At 68.1% G+C, this 15,913-nt stretch carries 16 protein-coding genes; 7 read left to right on the top strand and 9 right to left on the bottom strand.

From position 1 onward, the window contains the following. Nucleotides 1–8 precede the first annotated feature (8 nt). The 6 genes from ACFWPA_RS05580 to ACFWPA_RS05555 all read left to right on the top strand — a co-directional run bounded on the left by ACFWPA_RS05580 (nt 9) and on the right by ACFWPA_RS05555 (nt 5,110). Nucleotides 9–419 (top strand): VOC family protein, encoded by a 411-nt coding sequence (locus ACFWPA_RS05580; RefSeq protein ID WP_378569802.1) that lies wholly within the window; start codon nt 9–11, stop codon nt 417–419. Between the two features lie 204 nt (nt 420–623). Further along, nucleotides 624–1,676 carry a D-lactate dehydrogenase VanH gene (gene vanH, locus ACFWPA_RS05575; protein ID WP_378507566.1) on the top strand — a complete coding sequence of 351 codons (1,053 nt, stop codon included), beginning with the start codon at nt 624–626 and terminating at the stop codon, nt 1,674–1,676. Next, nucleotides 1,673–2,713 (top strand): D-alanine--(R)-lactate ligase VanO, encoded by a 1,041-nt coding sequence (gene vanO, locus ACFWPA_RS05570; RefSeq protein ID WP_378569801.1) that lies wholly within the window; start codon nt 1,673–1,675, stop codon nt 2,711–2,713. Before vanH ends, vanO begins: the two co-directional genes overlap by 4 nt. Further along, nucleotides 2,710–3,318, top strand: a complete 609-nt coding sequence (gene vanX, locus ACFWPA_RS05565) for a D-Ala-D-Ala dipeptidase VanX (RefSeq protein ID WP_378569800.1) — start codon at nt 2,710–2,712, stop codon at nt 3,316–3,318. The genes vanO and vanX overlap by 4 nt, the downstream gene beginning before the upstream one ends. Nucleotides 3,319–3,350: 32 nt before the next feature. Further along, on the top strand, nt 3,351–3,959 hold the full coding sequence (locus ACFWPA_RS05560; RefSeq protein ID WP_378569799.1) for a hypothetical protein: 609 nt from the start codon (nt 3,351–3,353) through the stop codon (nt 3,957–3,959). Next, nucleotides 3,959–5,110, top strand: coding sequence for a glycosyltransferase (locus ACFWPA_RS05555; protein ID WP_378569798.1), 1,152 nt, complete (start codon nt 3,959–3,961; stop codon nt 5,108–5,110). The genes ACFWPA_RS05560 and ACFWPA_RS05555 overlap by 1 nt, the downstream gene beginning before the upstream one ends. Here the strand turns inward: ACFWPA_RS05555 and vanS-O are convergent. The 7 genes from vanS-O to rpsF form a co-directional block, all read right to left on the bottom strand. Further along, complete coding sequence (gene vanS-O / locus ACFWPA_RS05550; protein ID WP_378569797.1) at nt 5,043–6,143, bottom strand: vancomycin resistance histidine kinase VanS-O; 1,101 nt, start codon at nt 6,141–6,143, stop codon at nt 5,043–5,045. The two genes, ACFWPA_RS05555 and vanS-O, sit on opposite strands and share 68 nt — an antisense overlap. Further along, nucleotides 6,136–6,822 (bottom strand): vancomycin resistance response regulator transcription factor VanR-O, encoded by a 687-nt coding sequence (vanR-O, locus tag ACFWPA_RS05545; RefSeq protein WP_378507560.1) that lies wholly within the window; start codon nt 6,820–6,822, stop codon nt 6,136–6,138. The genes vanS-O and vanR-O overlap by 8 nt, the downstream gene beginning before the upstream one ends. Before the next feature lie 105 nt (nt 6,823–6,927). Next, a complete protein-coding gene (gene dnaB, locus ACFWPA_RS05540; protein WP_378569796.1) occupies nt 6,928–8,316 on the bottom strand; it encodes a replicative DNA helicase in 1,389 nt (462 codons plus the stop codon). A gap of 475 nt (nt 8,317–8,791) precedes the next feature. Beyond that, nucleotides 8,792–9,244, bottom strand: a complete 453-nt coding sequence (gene rplI, locus ACFWPA_RS05535; RefSeq protein WP_378508599.1) for a 50S ribosomal protein L9 — start codon at nt 9,242–9,244, stop codon at nt 8,792–8,794. A gap of 17 nt (nt 9,245–9,261) precedes the next feature. After that, a complete protein-coding gene (gene rpsR / locus ACFWPA_RS05530; RefSeq protein WP_007537290.1) occupies nt 9,262–9,504 on the bottom strand; it encodes a 30S ribosomal protein S18 in 243 nt (80 codons plus the stop codon). A gap of 50 nt (nt 9,505–9,554) precedes the next feature. After that, on the bottom strand, nt 9,555–10,070 hold the full coding sequence (locus tag ACFWPA_RS05525) for a single-stranded DNA-binding protein (RefSeq protein ID WP_378508600.1): 516 nt from the start codon (nt 10,068–10,070) through the stop codon (nt 9,555–9,557). Nucleotides 10,071–10,151: 81 nt separating this feature from the next. After that, the gene (gene rpsF / locus ACFWPA_RS05520; RefSeq protein WP_378508601.1) at nt 10,152–10,439 is read right to left on the bottom strand and encodes a 30S ribosomal protein S6; all 288 of its coding nucleotides are present in this window, start codon (nt 10,437–10,439) and stop codon (nt 10,152–10,154) included. A 171-nt stretch (nt 10,440–10,610) separates the two neighbouring features. Between rpsF and ACFWPA_RS05515 the strand changes: the two genes are divergently transcribed. Then, nucleotides 10,611–11,972, top strand: a complete 1,362-nt coding sequence (locus tag ACFWPA_RS05515; RefSeq protein ID WP_378569795.1) for a hypothetical protein — start codon at nt 10,611–10,613, stop codon at nt 11,970–11,972. A gap of 2 nt (nt 11,973–11,974) precedes the next feature. Here the strand turns inward: ACFWPA_RS05515 and ACFWPA_RS05510 are convergent, their stop codons facing one another. Continuing rightward, entirely contained in the window at nt 11,975–13,591 is a 1,617-nt protein-coding gene (locus ACFWPA_RS05510; RefSeq protein WP_378569794.1) for a glycosyltransferase family 87 protein, read from the bottom strand. Between the two features lie 17 nt (nt 13,592–13,608). Next, nucleotides 13,609–15,804, bottom strand: a complete 2,196-nt coding sequence (locus ACFWPA_RS05505) for a transglycosylase domain-containing protein (protein ID WP_378569866.1) — start codon at nt 15,802–15,804, stop codon at nt 13,609–13,611. Nucleotides 15,805–15,913 lie beyond the last annotated feature (109 nt).

Here is a 15,913-nt window from a genome sequence, read left to right as displayed (position 1 = left end):
GAGTGGTGATGTCGACCAGTGCCCGCGGCGTCCAGATCAGCCTGCCGATTGCCGATCGCGTGAATTCGATGCGGTTCTACCGCAGCGCCTTCGGATTCGACCTCGTCGGCGAACCCGCCGAGGACGGCGTCCCGGAACCGTTGTCGTTCCGCATCGACCAGCGCACGATGTTGGCGCTCATCCCGGTCGACGGCCTCGACTGGGTCCTCGGCGAGGACCGCCCACTGGCTCCCGATGGCACCAGCGAGTGCCTCCTCGGCATGGGCGTTGCCACCGAGCGGGAGCTCCTCGTCCTGGTCGAGCGAATCAGGAGCGCCGGCGGCACGGTGCTCGCCGCACCCGAGCACCAGCCGTGGGGATACACGGCACTGTGCGCCGACCCGGACGGTCACGTGTGGCAGCTCAGCGTCGAACCCTGAGCGCATTGGTCTGTCCGTCCGGCGGGCCCGGAACGGGCTGAACGACGGAGCTAGTGGTCCGGTCGTTGGTGGTGGCGATGTCGAGTCGTTTGGCGGGCGGGCGCGCTGCATCGGTGAGGTCGTCGCAACCCCACGGACGGCATATCGCCGGGATATCGAAAAATGCATACGCGCTGGCAACTCCGCGTTGTCTTGACTGTCGGCATGTCCTACAACGACCTGGGTTTGATCGACAGCGACGCGATCGCGGTGCGGCGCGCCCGAGGGCCCGACGATTCGTCACCCCCGGCGGTCCCGACCACCGGGGTCACCGTCTTCGGATGCGGTCACGACGAAGCCGTGGTGTTCCGCGAGATGGGAACCCGCCTCGGGCTTGCGCCAAGCATCACCGAGGAAGCGGTCGGTGAAGCCAATGCCGCACTGGCGCGGGGCAACCGATGCATCAGCGTGAGCCACAAGACGCCGATCGACCATGCCACGCTGCTGGCGCTGAGCCGAGTCGGCGTCGAGTACATCTCCACCAGAAGCGTCGGGTACAACCACATCGACGTGGAATTCGCGGCGAGCATCGGCATCTCGGTCGGCAACGTCGACTACTCGCCCGACAGCGTGGCCGACTACACACTGATGTTGATGCTGATGGCCGTGCGCCACGCGAAAACCATTGTTCGCCACGCCGATACGCATGATTACCGGTTGAATGACAGGCGCGGCAGGGAGCTGCGCGACCTGACCGTCGGGGTGATCGGAACGGGGCGCATCGGCACAGCGGTCATCGACCGGCTGCGGGGATTTGGCTGCCACGTGCTGGCACATGACAGCAGGCCTCACGCCTCCGCCGACTACGTTCCGCTCGATGAACTGCTGCGGCAGAGCGACATTGTCACGCTCCACACTCCACTCACCGCGGACACACACCATCTCCTCGACCGCCAACGCATCGACCAGATGAAGTACGGCGCGTACCTCGTCAACACGGGTCGCGGACCGCTGCTCGATACCGAGGCCCTCCTCTCCGCGTTGGAGAGCGGCCGGTTGGGCGGCGCGGCGCTCGATGTCATCGAAGGCGAGGAAGGGATCTTCTACGCCGACTGCCGAAACACGGTGATGGAGAACAAGGCCCTGGTGCGGCTTCAGCGCCTGCCGAATGTGCTGATCAGTCCGCACTCCGCCTACTACACGGACCACGCCTTGAACGACACCGTCGAAAACAGCCTCATCAACTGCCTCAACTTTGCACGTGGGAGAACAGCATGAACAGATTGAAGGTTGGGGTCATCTTCGGAGGGGCTTCCGAAGAACATCCCGTCTCCATCAAGTCGGCGCGAGAGGTTGCAAGAAATCTCGACACGGAGAAGTACGAACCGTTCTGGATCGGCATCTCGACCGACGGCGAGTGGAAGCTCTGCGACGGCCCCGATGCGGATTGGGAAAACCACGGCGCGCGTCCCGCCGTGCTGTCACCCGATCGAAGGGTGCACGGCCTGCTGCTCATGGAGCAGGGTCGCTACGAAACCGTGCGCCTCGACGTCGTCTTCCCGGTACTGCACGGCACGCTCGGCGAAGACGGCGCGATCCAAGGCCTATTGGAGCTCGCTGGCATCCCCTACATCGGCTGCGACATCCAAGCCTCGGCCGTGTGCATGGACAAGGCCCTGGCCTACACCGTCGCCACCAGCGCGGGAATCGCCACGCCGACCTTTCGGGTTGTCGCGGCAAACGAGAAGGTCGACGCCGATCGACTTCGCTATCCGGTCTTCGTGAAGCCGGCCCGTTCGGGTTCATCGTTCGGCGTCAGCAAGGTCACCCGTGAAGACGAGCTGCCGAAGGCGCTGAGCGCGGCGCGACAGTACGACTCGAAGGTCCTGATCGAAGAAGCCGTGGCCGGCAGCGAGATCGGCTGCGCGGTCCTGGGTGAACGATTCGGCCTGATCACTGGGGAGGTGGACCGCGTCGACCTCTCGCACGGATTCTTCCGGATCCACCAGGAGGAATCGCCCGAAACCGGATCGGAGAACTCGACGTTCATTGTTCCCGCCGACATTTCCGACGAATCGCGCTGGCTCGTCCAAGAGACCGCCAAGGTCATCTACCGAACCCTGGGTTGCACGGGACTTGCCCGCGTTGACATGTTCCTCACCGACGACGGGCGGGTGGTCCTCAACGAGGTCAACACCATGCCCGGCATGACGTCGTACAGCCGGTACCCGCGGATGATGGCCGCCGCGGGACTGCCGATCTCCGACATGATCGACCGGCTCATCTCGATGACAATGCGCGGGACGAAGCGATGAACGACGATTTCGTCTACGTCGACGCGCTCGTGCCCGGGGTCCGCTGGGATGCGAAGTACGCCACCTGGGACAATTTCACCGGCAAGCCGGTAGACGGCTACCTCGCGAATCGGATCGTCGGCACCCGGGCTCTGTGCGTTGCCCTCGCGCAGGTACGCGAGAAGGCTGCGTCCCTCGGCTTCGGATTGCTTCTCTGGGACTGTTATCGTCCTCGACGCGCCGTCGACAGCTTCCTACGCTGGTCGCAGCAGCCGGAGGATGGCCAGACGAAGCAGCGCCACTATCCCAATATCGCCCGACCCGAGATCCTCGAAAAGGGATACGTGGCAACCCAGTCGGGCCACAGTAGGGGCGGCGCCGTTGACCTGACGCTCTATCATCTCGCGACCGGTGAACTTGCGCCAATGGGTGGCGGCCACGACCTCATGGACCCGATCTCGGGTCATCGAGCGCGAGGAATCACGCCCATCGAGTCCAAGAATCGTGCGCTTCTTCGTTCCCTCATGGAGGACTGCGGATTTGATCGGTACGACTGCGAGTGGTGGCACTACACGCTAAAACGCGAACCCTATCCCGATGTCTACTTCGACTTTCCGATCACCTGATGGGTCTCCATTGTGTTTCGCAGTGGGGACATGTGGCGAACAACGACGAGGTCGTGATGCGGCGGACCGGCCCATCGGGGCTGGAGGTCTTCCTGCGACACACCGACCCATCGAAACTGCACGACTGGGCCTCCGACGGATATCGCTCGCGCGAGGAATACCTGTTCTGGTCCCGCAAGGTCTGCGGCTTGGCGTGCCTCCAGTCGCTGCTCCACGGCTGGACTGACGTCCGACTGTCGATAGGCGAACTCCTTGCGCTGGCCGTCGAGTGGGGCTGCTACGAGGTGGAGTCTTCGGGCAAGGTCCACGGCCTGCTCTACAGGCCATTCATGGCGTGGGTCAGCACCCAATTCGGATTCGACTGCCAACTGGTCGAGCACACCCCGATTCAGGTATCGGCCCGGGAGCTGCAGCCCGGCCAGGTCATGATCGCCTCGGTATCCCCCGAGATTCGCGATCCCGACACCCACGAGCCGCGACGAGGAGGCCACCTTGTGCTGATCTATGCCATCAATGATGGGGTGGTGCGGTTTCATAATCCGTCGGGCTACTCCCACAATTCAGACTCTGCGGCCCTGCCCCTGCAGGTATTCGAGCGGTTTCATGCCAACCGGGGAATCTTGCTCCGAGGGGCATCGTGATGCCGGCCGGCGAACCCGCCCCGCGCGTCGTCGTCGCTGGCGGCCATTCGGCCGGGCACATCGAGCCCGCGATGAATTTCGCCGACGCGCTGAGCCTGCTGGAGCCCACGGCCGAGATCACCGCGCTCGGCACCGTCCGTGGCCTGGACATCACGCTCATCCGCGCCCGCGGCTATTCGCTCGAATTGATCCCGCCCGTGCCGCTGCCGCGCACGCTGAGCCGCGACCTGCTGCACACGCCGGGCAGACTGCGCGACTCCGTCCGGGCGACCGGGGCCGTACTCGACCGCGTGCGGGCCGAGGTCGTGGTGGGCTTCGGGGGCTACGTGGCGCTGCCCGCGTATCTCGCCGCCCGCCGGCGGGGGATGCCGATCGTCGTCCACGAGGCGAACGCCCGGCCTGGGGTGGCGAACCGACTGGCGGCCCGGATGACGACCCACGTCTTCACCGCCGCGCCCCGTGTCCACCTGGCGCACGCCAGCGCGATCGGCATCCCGCTGCGGCCGGCGATCACCGGGCTCGACCGGGCCGCGCTGCGCGAGGCGGCCCGGCAACGGTTCGGCCTGCGCCCGGACGAGCCGGTCCTGCTGGTCACCGGCGGTTCGCAGGGAGCCAACACGATCAACGCCGCCGTGGCCGACGCGGCAACAGCGTTGCGGGCGGCCGGCGTGCAGGTGCTGCACATCACCGGGCCCCAGCGCATTGTCGAGCCTCCCGACGCCGACCCCGGCGACCCGGCCTACGTCGTCGTCCCGTACGTCGAGGAGATGCAGTACGCCTACGCCGCGGCCGACGTCGCGATCTGCCGCGCGGGGGCGATGACGTGCGCCGAACTCGCCGCTGTCGGCTTACCTGCCGTCTATGTGCCGCTGCCGCTGCGCGGCGGTGAGCAGCGCTGGAACGCGGAGGCGGTCGTTGCTGCCGGCGGGGCGGTGATCGTCGACGATGCCGATCTCACCGCGGCATGGATCGAAACCACCGTGATCCCGCTGCTCGCCGATACCGAACGGAGAGCGACGATGTCGGCGCATGCGTTGGCAGCCGGCGCACCCGATGTGGGTTCGCGGCTGGCCCGGCACGTGCTTACGGTCGTCGCGGAGCGGCGGGCAGGCGCACCGCGACGGCGAGCCCGCCTGCGGCTCGGGGGCTGAGCGTGAGGGATCCGTCGTGTGCCTGGGTGATGCTCTTGACGATCGCCAGGCCAAGGCCCACCCTCGCCTCGTCCCCGCGGGTGCGACCGGTGCCCCGCTGAAACGGCTCGGTGAGTGTCGAGACCAACTGTGGACTGAGCTTGTCGCCGGTGTTCTCGACCGTGAGCAGGACGGACTCGGGGCCGGCGGCGGTGCTGATCTGCACGCTGCCGTGCTCGGGGAGGTTGTGGACGATCGCATTGTGCAGCAGGTTCGTCGTCAACTGCAGCAGGAGTGCGTGTGAGCCGCTGACCGGCGCGATGTCCCCGGAGGTCTCGATGCTGACGCCGCGCTTCTCCGCGAACGGGAGGAGCGTCTCGGCGGCCTCTTCCGCGATGAGCGACAGGTCGACGTCTTCGCGGCTGAAGGACCGTTGGTCGGTGCGGCTGAGCAGGAGCAATGCCTCGGTGAGCTCGATCGCTCGGGTGTTGACCGCGCGGAGGCGTTCGTCGAGTTCGCCGCCGTCGCGGTTCGGATCGTTGCGGGCGACATCGAGAAGGGTTTGGGTGATCGCCAGCGGGGTGCGCAGCTCGTGGGAGGCGTTGGCGGCGAATCGCTGCTGCGCGGCGTCGCGTGCTTCGAGCTGCGCGAGCATGGCGTCGAAAGCATCGGCAAGCTCACGGAACTCGTCGTTGCGTCCCTCCAGCTCGATCCGGTACGACAGCGAGCCGCTCCCCGCCTCCCGCGCGGCGCGGGTGATGCGCGTCAACGGGGCAAGCATGCGGCCCGCGAGAATCCAACCACCGATAAGGCCGAACACCAGCAAGAACCCGAGCGCCAAGATCGCCGCCGGGACAAACACCACGGGGCCGAAGTTGCTCGGGTCGAAGACCCGGGCAAAGTCGGCCAGATCAGGGAATTGGAAGTTCGTGGACCGCCCTCTCAGCAGGAAGACCCACACCGCCGCAAGGAGCAAAACACCGGCGAGCATGAGGAACCCGGCATAGCTGAGCGTGAGCTTGAGGCGAACGCCCAACCCGGGTGCTCTAGCCACCGTCGCCTCTGGCGTCCGGTTCGGTATCGATGCGGTACCCGACCCCCGGCACCGTGGCGATCAGCCACGGTTCGCCGAGCCGCTTGCGCAACGTCGAGACCGTGATGCGCACCGCATTCGTGAACGGGTCGGCGTTCTCGTCCCACGCCCGCTCCAGCAGCTCCTCGGCGCTGATCACCCCGCCCTCGGCGGCGACGAGAACCTCGAGCACCGCGAACTGCTTCCGGGTCAGCGCCACGTACCGGCTGTCCCGGTAGACTTCGCGACGGAACGGGTCCAGCTGCAGACCAGCGATCTCCCGCACCGGCGGCCTGCTGTGCGCGCGCCTGCGGTCGAGTGCCCGGAGACGGAGCACGAGCTCTTGCAGCTCAAACGGCTTGGTGAGGTAGTCGTCGGCACCGAGCTCGAACCCGGAGGCCTTGTCGTCCAACCGGTCCGCGGCGGTGAGCATCAGGATGGGCATGCCGCCACCGGAAGCGACGATGCGCTGGGCGATCTCGTCACCGGACGGGCCGGGGATATCGCGGTCGAGGACGGCGATGTCGTAGGTGTTGACGCCCAACAGATCCAGGGCCGTGTCCCCATCACCGGCGATGTCGGCCGCGATCGCTTCCAGGCGCAGCCCATCACGGATCGCTTCCGCCATGAACCGCTCGTCCTCGACGACCAACACCCGCATGCTCGCCATGGTAGGCGGCCGCGCATATCGCCGGCGTATCAAAATCGCCGTCGGGCCGGCACAGCGCCTTACCGCAGCGGCGGCGGCATCATCATCATCATCAAACTATCCCCGCGCCATGTCCACGAACCGCGAGTAGTGCAGCTGGTGCGCGACGGTGATGGTGGCGGTGGGGCCGCCGCGGTGCTTGCCGAGGATGATGTCGGCCTCTCCCCCGCGCGGGTCGTCGCGTTCGAACGCGTCGGGGCGGTGCAGCAGCATCACCATGTCGGCGTCCTGCTCCAAAGATCCAGATTCGCGCAGATCAGAGACCTGCGGGCGCTTGTCGGTGCGCTGCTCGGGGCCACGGTTGAGCTGACAGATCGCGACGACGGGCACCTCGAGTTCCTTCGCGAGCAGCTTCAGCGACCGGGAGAACTCGGAGACCTCCTGCTGCCGGGACTCGACCTTCTTGCCGGACGTCATCAGCTGCAGGTAGTCGAGGACGACGAGCTTGATGTCGTGCTTCTGCTTGAGCCGCCGCGCCTTCGCGCGGATCTCCATCATCGTCAGGTTCGGCGAATCGTCGATGTACAGCGGGGCCTCGCTGATCTCGCTCATCCGCCGCGCCAGCCGGGTCCAGTCGTCGTCGGTCATCTTGCCCGAGCGCATGTCCGACAGCTTGATCTTCGCCTCCGCCGACAGCAGACGCATCACGATCTCGGTCTTGCTCATCTCCAGCGAGAACAGAACGCTGGCCATGCCGTGCTTCACGGAGCACGACCGCATGAAATCCATGCCAATGGTCGACTTACCCACACCGGGACGTGCCGCGACGATGATCATCTGCCCGGGGTGCAGGCCGTTGGTGATCTCGTCGAGCTCGGAGAAGCCGGTGGGCACGCCGAGGGAGATGCCGCCGCGGCTGGCGATGGAGTCGATCTCGTCCATCGTCGGCTGCAGCAGTTCCTCAAGGATCACGTAGTCCTCGGTGGTGCGCCGCTCGGTGACGTCGTACACCTCGGCCTGCGCGCGGTCGACGACCTCGGCGACGTCCTGCCCGTCGGAGCCGGCGTAGCCGTACTGCACGATGCGGGTGCCCGCCTCGACGAGGCGGCGCAGGATCGACTTCTCCGCGACGATCTCCGCGTAGTAGCCGGCGTTCGCGGCGGTGGGGACGGTCTGCGTCAGCGTCACCAGGTAGGGCGGACCGCCGACGCGCCGCAACTCCCCCTTGCGTTCGAGTTCCGCGGCGACGGTCACCGGGTCGGCGGGCTCGCCGCGCGAATACAGGTCCAGGATCGCGTCGTAGATGCTCTGGTGGGAGGGGCGGTAGAAGTCGCCGGGGCGGAGCACCTCGAGGACGTCGGCGATCGCGTCCTTGCTCAGCAGCATGCCGCCGAGCACCGACTGCTCGGCGGTCATGTCCTGCGGGGGCTGACGCCCGAAGTCCTCCCGGGGCGGCTCGTCCGGTTCCGGGTAGTCCGAGTGCCCACGATCGTCGACAACCGCCACGCGATAACCGTCCTTCCGCCTAACCACGGTCCGGCCGCGACGACGCGGCCGGACACCATACGACATGGATACGCGCCCGCACCGACATGGTTCGAAATTCCGCCCCGGAGTACCGTCCGGGGCCGCCTCGCGGACGCGCCCGCGACGACGTTAGGCACCCGGGTCGCCGGGAGCAACACGACTTGTGCACACACCTGTGGATGAATTGTGGAATCCCCAGCACCAGGTTGTTCACCACCTGTGGACAACCTGGGGGAAACGAATGTCACACCCACGAACCGTGCAGGTCAGACCGCTTTTCTTTGTTCACGCAGCTGTGGATGGAAACTTGTTCGGCGTGTCGGTCCCGCGCACCCGCCGGGCGTGTTGCGCATTTCACTGCCGAATGCAACGTGACCTGGCGCACAGCGGGCCAGCACGGAACAGGGCCCCGCAGACCGAGTCTGCGGGGCCCTGCCGACGAACGTGTGTCGGACTAGCCGGCGACGACGTTCAGGTGGAACTTCGCGGTCACGTCCGGGTGCAGGTTAACCAGCACCAGGTGCTTGCCGACGGCCTTGATGTGGGCCTTGGGCAGCTCGACGATCCGCTTGTCGACCACGGGGCCGCCGGCGGCCTTGATGGCGCCTGCGACGTCGGCGGCGGTGACCGAACCGAACAGCTTGCCCGCGTCCGAGGTCTTCACCGAGAGCGAGATGCCCTCGACGCCCTCGATCGCGGCCTTGAGCTCCTTGGCGTGGTCCAGGCCGCGCACCGCGCGGGCCTCCTGCGCCCGACGGATGCCCTCAACCTGCTTCTCGGCGCCACGGGTGGCGACGATCGCCAGGCCGCGGGGCAGCAGGTAGTTGCGGCCGTAACCGTCCTTGACCTCCACGGTGTCGCCGGGCGCACCGAGGTTGTCCACGTCAGCGGTGAGGATCAGCTTCATGTCTTCCCTCCCTTTCCTTAGCGAGCCGTAGAGACGTAAGGAAGCAGGGCCACCTCACGCGAGTTCTTCACGGCAACCGCGACGTCCCGCTGATGCTGGACGCAGTTGCCGGTGACACGGCGCGCGCGGATCTTGCCGCGGTCGCTGACGTACTTACGCAGCAGCGTCGTGTCCTTGTAGTCGATCTGCACGTTCTTTTCCTTGCAGAAGGTGCAGACCTTCTTCTTCATCACCTTGTCGCGCAACGGCGGCTTCGGCATTGTCTTTCTCCGTGTTTCTCAATGTTCGTCGCGTCCGATCCCGGACGGGATCAGAACGGCGGTTCGTCGTTTCCACCGCCGCCGAAGGAGCCTGCCGACTGCGGGGCGCTGCCCCACGGGTCGTCGGTCGGACCGGCTGCCGGGCGTCCACCGCCCGCGCCGCCCGAGGCACCGAACCCGCCTCCCCCGCCGCCGCCTCCGCGATTGGCCTTGTTGACCTTCGCGGTGGCGTAACGGAGCGAGGGGCCGATCTCGTCGACCTCGAGTTCCACGACAGTGCGCTTCTCGCCCTCACGGGTCTCGTAGGACCGCTGCTTGAGCCGGCCCTGCACGATCACCCGCGAACCGCGAGTCAGCGACTCCGCGACGTTCTCCGCTGCCTCACGCCAGATGTTGCAGCGGAGGAACAGCGCTTCGCCGTCCTTCCACTCGTTGCTCTGGCGGTCGAACGTGCGGGGCGTGGACGCGACCGTGAAGTTCGCGACCGCGGCACCCGCGGGAGTGAAGCGGAGCTCGGGATCGGCCGTCAGGTTCCCGACGACGGTGATCACGGTGTCGCCTGCCATGTGGTTCCTCCTGCAGTGTGTGGAATCCAGATGCCCCGAGCCTAGGTCGTCGCTACGACAACTGGCCCGACGCGGACAGGATCACTTGTTGTGGCGCAGAACCTTGGTGCGCAGCACCGACTCGTTCAGGCCGAGCTGGCGATCCAGCTCGTTGACCGTGTCCGGGGTCGCCTTCAGGTCGATGACCGCGTAGATGCCTTCGCTGTGCTTGGCGATCTCGTAGGCGAGACGACGCTTGCCCCAGATGTCGACGTTGTCGACGGAGCCGCCGTCCTGGCGGACGACATTGAGGAACGTATCCAGCGACGGGGCGACAGTGCGCTCGTCCAGGCTGGGATCCAGGATGATCATCAGTTCGTAATGACGCATAAGACCTCATCACCTCCTATGGACTGTGAAACGGTCACGGACGTTCCGTGACAGGAGGGTCGTTGCGTCAGCAACCCATGCAGGCTACACGAGGCGCCCCTGACCTGCGAAATCGCGGTCGGTGCGAGGGGCTCCCCGGCCGGGGGCGTGGCGGCACCTACTGTGGGGCGCATGCGGACACCGGCGCGGGCCAGCACCACGACCACCGTCGCCGTGACCCTGCTGTGCGGGCTGACCCTGGCCCTGGCGTACCTGAACAAGGCCCGCTGCGCTGGCGAACCGTTCGACGCGCTCGGCCGCAGCCTGATCTTCGACCGAATCAAGGACTCGTCGGTCTGCTACTCCGACATCCAGTTCCTGTGGATCGGCCGCGACATCGACCACCACGTCTTCCCGTACCTGTCGGGCGGGATCACCGACAGCGGCGCCCTCACCGGAGGGACGGTGGAGTACCCGGTGCTCAGCGGGCTGCTGATGTGGCTGAGCGCCGTCGGCGCGCACACCGACGCCGCGTTCCTGCTGCACTCGGCGCTGATCCTGACGCCGTTCGGGTTGGCGACGGCGTGGATGCTCGGCAGGCTCGCTGGCTGGCCCGCGCTGCTGTGGTCGGTGGGACCGCCGCTGGTGCTGTACGCCTTCCACAACTGGGAACTGCCGGTGGTCGCCGCGGCGACGGCGGCGGTCTTCGTGGTCGCCGCTGGCGACCGGATGTCGCTGCGGACCCGGGCCGTGCTGGCGGCGGTGCTGCTGGGGATCGGTTTCTGCCTGAAGATCTATCCGGGCGCGTTCGTGCTTCCGCTGATGGCGTACGTGTTCACCGGCGGCGCGGGCGGGCGGGAGCTGCCCGCCACGGCGCGCGGCCGCTACGACCCGGTCGGCGCGCTGGCGGTCGCGGGGGCGGCGACCGCAACGGTCGTCGCGATCAACCTGCCGTTCGCGGCGCTCGGCTGGCGCGGCTGGGTCGCCTCGTTCGCGTTCCAGTCGGATCGTCAGGCGGACATCACCACCAATTCGGTGTGGTACTGGGGGGTTCGGCACTGGTTCGGCCCGGACGAGGGTCCGGGCAGCGACTACGCGCGCGTCGTCGCCGCGGCGTCCCCGCTGCTGATCGTCGTCGCGTTCGCGCTCGCGGTGTGGATCGGTTGGCGCCGCTACCGCAGGGACGGCAGCTATCCCTGGCTCGCGGTCAGCGCCGCGATGCTGTGCGGATTCCTGTTGCTGCACAAGGTGCATTCCCCGCAGTACACGCTGTGGCTGATCCCGTTCTTCGTGCTGCTGCGGGTGCCGTGGACCCTGGTCGGCGCCTACCTCGTCGCGGACCTCTGCCTGGGGATCGGGGTGTTCCGGTATTTCGCGGCCCTCGGGTCCGGGGCGGACGCCAGCACCGAGGAGGCGATCGTGCTGGCAGGCGTGTGGGGTCGGGCCGCGCTGCTCGTGGTGTTCTTCGTGCTGTTCCTGCGGTCCCGGCCACGCGCCGCCGGCGCCGACGGGTGCAGCGACGGCGCCGCGGATCGGGTGCCGCGGCCCGGCTGAGGTCAGTGCGGGACGGCCCGCGGCCCGGCCGCCGACCACGCCCGTGCCCCGGGCCGCGGCCGCAGCCACCGCGGCAACCATCCCGGCGGGGCGTCCGGGGCCCCGTCCAGCACCCCGCCGACCGGGTCGTCCACCCCCGCCCCGCGCACCAGGTCCTCGGCCGGTCGGTAGATCTGCCGAATCACCATGACGCACAGGGCGATCACCGCGATGTCGCGCACCACGACGGTCGCCGTGAACCACTGCTCCGGCAGCCCCTTGTTCCCGACACCGAGGTAGTAGTACATCCGCGGCACCCACACCAGTGCGTCGATCGCCATCCACGCCAATAGGATTCGGCGATGCGGTAGCGCAAGCACGGCCAGCGGCACCAGCCACAGCGAGTACTGCGGACTCCACACCTTGTTGGTCAGCAGGAACCCGGCAACGACCAGGAAGCACAACTGCGCGACCCGCGGCCTGCGCTGCGCGGTCAGCGCGATCCACCCCACCCCGACGCACACCGCAACGAACAGCAGCAGCGACACCGCGTTGAGGATCGTCGGGCTCTCCCCGCGGGCGAGGACCCCGTCGAAGCCCGCCCAGCCGGTGAACGAGGACACCACGTTGTACAGCGAATCGGGGTCGGCACCGCGTTCGGAGTTGAGCCGGAAGAACTCCCGCCAGCCGGCCGGGAAGGCAAGGGCGATCGGCAGATTCACCAGCAGCCACGCGGCGGCGGCCGCGACCGTCGCCCGCCACCAATCCCGGACCCGGCCCGCCCGCAGGCACAGCACCAGCAGCGGGCCGAGCAGCATCAGCGGGTACAGCTTGGTTGCCCCGCCCAACCCGAGCAGCACCCCAGCCAGGACCGGCTTCCTGCGGGCCCAGGCGAGCAGGCCGGTGCCGGCGAAGGCGGTGGCGAGCGGGTCGAAGTTGGTGAACGCGTGCACCACGACCAGCGGAGACACCGCGACCAGCGCGGCGTCCCACACCCGCCTGCCCGCGAGCAGCACCGTCGACCACACCGTCACCAGCCACGCCACCGCCAGCCCGAACGCGACGACGTTGAAATAGAGCACCACCTGCAGGGCCCCGGGCAGCCACGGTGCGGCGTGCCACGCCTTCGCGACCGTCATCGACGCGTACTGGTACAGCCCGGCGAGCACCGGGTACTCCATGTACCGGGTCTGCACCGATCCGTCGGCGGCCGGTTCCTCCCACGACTTCTTGTACGGGAATGCGCCCTCGTCGAGGCGTTCGGCCCCGTACAGCGGCACCGTGTCCGAGTAGCACAGCGCCGTGTACTGGCGGCTGCCGCTCCAGTCCAGGCCGAGGGCGCCGTCCGGGCCGTTCGGTGCCTGCTGGAGGCAGGCGGCCTTCGTGGACCAGCCGAGCGCGAGGAAGATCACCGCCAGCAGCAGGATCACCCGCAGCGGGGTCCAGAACCGTTGCCGACCGACCAGCGCCCGCCGTCCCACCGGGCCGCCGAGCACCGATGACGCCTCCGCGGTCAGCCGGTCGGTGCGGCTGGGCAGGTCCCGGTCGGCGGACCGGCGGTCGTCCGCGAGCGCGGCCGGTGAGCCGACCGTCGCCCGGTCGCCGGATTCGGCTGTGCTGTCCCCTGTGTCCTCGGCCACCGGTGCGACGTTACCGACTACCAGCCCCGCCCCTGCGGCACGGCCTGCCCGTAGTCCTGCCCCGTCATCCCGCTGTCGTCCTCTTCACCGGTGGTCGGCTGCCCGGGAAGCGGGCCCTCCGTCGTCGGCGGTGTCTGGGTCGTCGGGGCCGGCCTGAGCCCGGGGATCGGGATCGTCACGCCGGGCAGGATCTCGACCGGGGTCTGCGTGACCTCCATCGGCGGAATGGTCAACTGCGGGGACGCCGTCGACGACGGGGGAGCGGCGGTGGTCTTCGGCGGGGTGTACGGCGCGGTGTACGCGGGCACACCGGCCTGGCCGGCGATCGGCTCCGGCTCCGGGAACTGCTCCACGTCGGTGCCCTCCAGCGCACCGTCCATGGTGTCCTTCCAGATGTCCGACGGGAGCCCCGAGCCGTACATCAGGCCGCCCCACGAATTCTGCAGCGGCAGGCCCTGTTCCGTGCCGACCCACACCGCGGTCGACAGCGACGGGGTGTAGCCGACCATCCAGGCGTCCTTGTTCTCCCCGGTGTCGCCGAGCTGCGCGGTTCCGGTCTTCGCGGCCGACGGGCGGCCACCGGCGAGGCCGTGGTTGCGCGAGTACGCGGCGATCGGCTCGAGCGCGGAGGTGATGTTGTCCGCGACGGCCGCGTCGAGGCGCGACTCCCCGGCGACGCTGGCGCCCCGGTCGAGGAGGACGGTGCCGTCGGCGGTGACGACCTTCTGGATGAAGTGCGGCGCCCGGTACACCCCGGACGCGGCGAGCGTCGCGTACGACGACGCCATGTCGATCACCCGGGACTGGTACTGGCCGAGCACGATGCCGTACTCGGACTTGCCGTTCGACTCCTGCAGCGTGGTGCCGGCGAGGCCGGGGATCTGCTCCGGGATGCCCGCCTTGTGGGCGATCGCGGCGATCTTCTCGGGACCGTTCTCGATCGACATCATCTGCCGGTAGAAGCTGGTGTTCAGCGAGCGCTTGGTCGCCTCGGCGATCGTGCACACGCCGCAGGACGCGCCCTCGGCGTTGTTGATCGTGACGCCGCCGAGGGTGAGCGGGCTGCTGTCGTACATCTTCGACAGCGGGATGCCCTCGTCGAGGGCGGCGGCGAGACCGAACACCTTGAACGATGAGCCGGTCTGCAGGCCCGCCTGCGCGAAGTCGTAGCCCGACCCCTCGGTGCCGCCGTAGTAGGCCTTGACGCCGCCGGTCTTCGGGTCGACGGAGACGACCGCGGTCCGGATGTTCGGGTCCTCACCCTCCATGTTGTCGGTGACCGCGGCCACCGCGGCCTGCTGTGCCTGGTCGTCGATGGTGGTGGTGATCTGCAGGCCCTCGGTGTTGAGGACCTGCTCGTTGATGCCGTTGGCCTCGAGTTCCTTGACGACCTGGTTGCGGATCAGTCCGGCCGGGCCGGTGCCGACGGCACCGGAGTCGACCTCGGACAGCGGGACCACGTACGGGTACGCCATCCCGGCCCGCTGGCCTGCGTCGAGGGTGTTCGCCCCGACCATCCCGTCGAGCACGTAGTTCCACCGCGACTCGGCGCCGGTCGGGTTGGTGGACGGGTCGAGGCCGTACGGCTGCTGGATGGTCGCGGCCATGACCGCGCCCTCCTCGACCGTCAGCTGCTCGACCGGCTTGTCGAAGTACGCCTCCGACGCCGCCGCGATGCCGAACACGCCCCGACCGAACGGGATGGTGTTCAGGTAGGCGGCGAGGATGTCGTCCTTCGACCACTGCCGCGCCATCTTCGCGGAGATCACCAGCTCCTTGAACTTGCGGGTGTAGGAGTGCTCGGAGCCGACCATCGCGTTCTTCACGTACTGCTGGGTGATCGTCGAGCCGCCGCCTGCGCTGGGCTTGTTGAGCAGCTGGTCGCGGGCCGCGCGCGCGAACCCGCTGATCGAGAAGCCGGGGTTGGAGTAGAAGTCCCGGTCCTCCGCCGCGAGCACCGCGTTGCGCACGTGCACCGGGATCTCGTCGATCGCGACGTCGGTGCGGTTGCCCTCGGGCGGGACGATGGTGCTCAGCACGGTGCTGCCGTCGCTGGCGTAGATCGTCGCGACCTGATTGGTCTTCATGTCACCGGGGCGCGGGACGTCCTCGGCCATGTAGGCGACCATGAACGCCAGCAACGGCACGACCATGCCGATCGCGACGAGGCTGTAGAGGGTACGGCGGACGATCTTCCAGCGTTTCGACTTCATCTTCTTCGGTGGTTGGGGCGGTTGGCCGCCGGTGCCGCCCGAACCGCCGGAGCGACCGGTCGGGGGCGGTCCGGCGGGTGGACGGCCGCCGCCGCTGCCCGCCTGGGTG

Source organism: Rhodococcus sp. NPDC058505 (assembly GCF_042720095.1).
Lineage (GTDB): Bacteria > Actinomycetota > Actinomycetes > Mycobacteriales > Mycobacteriaceae > Rhodococcus_G.
This window is presented reverse-complemented; position numbering and strand designations above follow the sequence as displayed.

What these genes read in the sequence shown, in the direction of transcription:
- ACFWPA_RS05505 (WP_378569866.1), bottom strand. Translation starts at nt 15,804, where the DNA reads ATGAAGTCGAAACGCTGGAAGATCGTCCGCCGTACCCTCTACAGCCTC.
- ACFWPA_RS05515 (WP_378569795.1), top strand. Translation starts at nt 10,611, where the DNA reads ATGCGGACACCGGCGCGGGCCAGCACCACGACCACCGTCGCCGTGACC.
- ACFWPA_RS05555 (WP_378569798.1), top strand. Translation starts at nt 3,959, where the DNA reads ATGCCGGCCGGCGAACCCGCCCCGCGCGTCGTCGTCGCTGGCGGCCAT.
- vanH (WP_378507566.1), top strand. Translation starts at nt 624, where the DNA reads ATGTCCTACAACGACCTGGGTTTGATCGACAGCGACGCGATCGCGGTG.
- rpsR (WP_007537290.1), bottom strand. Translation starts at nt 9,504, where the DNA reads ATGCCGAAGCCGCCGTTGCGCGACAAGGTGATGAAGAAGAAGGTCTGC.
- rplI (WP_378508599.1), bottom strand. Translation starts at nt 9,244, where the DNA reads ATGAAGCTGATCCTCACCGCTGACGTGGACAACCTCGGTGCGCCCGGC.
- ACFWPA_RS05580 (WP_378569802.1), top strand. Translation starts at nt 9, where the DNA reads ATGTCGACCAGTGCCCGCGGCGTCCAGATCAGCCTGCCGATTGCCGAT.
- ACFWPA_RS05525 (WP_378508600.1), bottom strand. Translation starts at nt 10,070, where the DNA reads ATGGCAGGCGACACCGTGATCACCGTCGTCGGGAACCTGACGGCCGAT.
- rpsF (WP_378508601.1), bottom strand. Translation starts at nt 10,439, where the DNA reads ATGCGTCATTACGAACTGATGATCATCCTGGATCCCAGCCTGGACGAG.
- vanO (WP_378569801.1), top strand. Translation starts at nt 1,673, where the DNA reads ATGAACAGATTGAAGGTTGGGGTCATCTTCGGAGGGGCTTCCGAAGAA.
- vanX (WP_378569800.1), top strand. Translation starts at nt 2,710, where the DNA reads ATGAACGACGATTTCGTCTACGTCGACGCGCTCGTGCCCGGGGTCCGC.
- vanR-O (WP_378507560.1), bottom strand. Translation starts at nt 6,822, where the DNA reads ATGCGGGTGTTGGTCGTCGAGGACGAGCGGTTCATGGCGGAAGCGATC.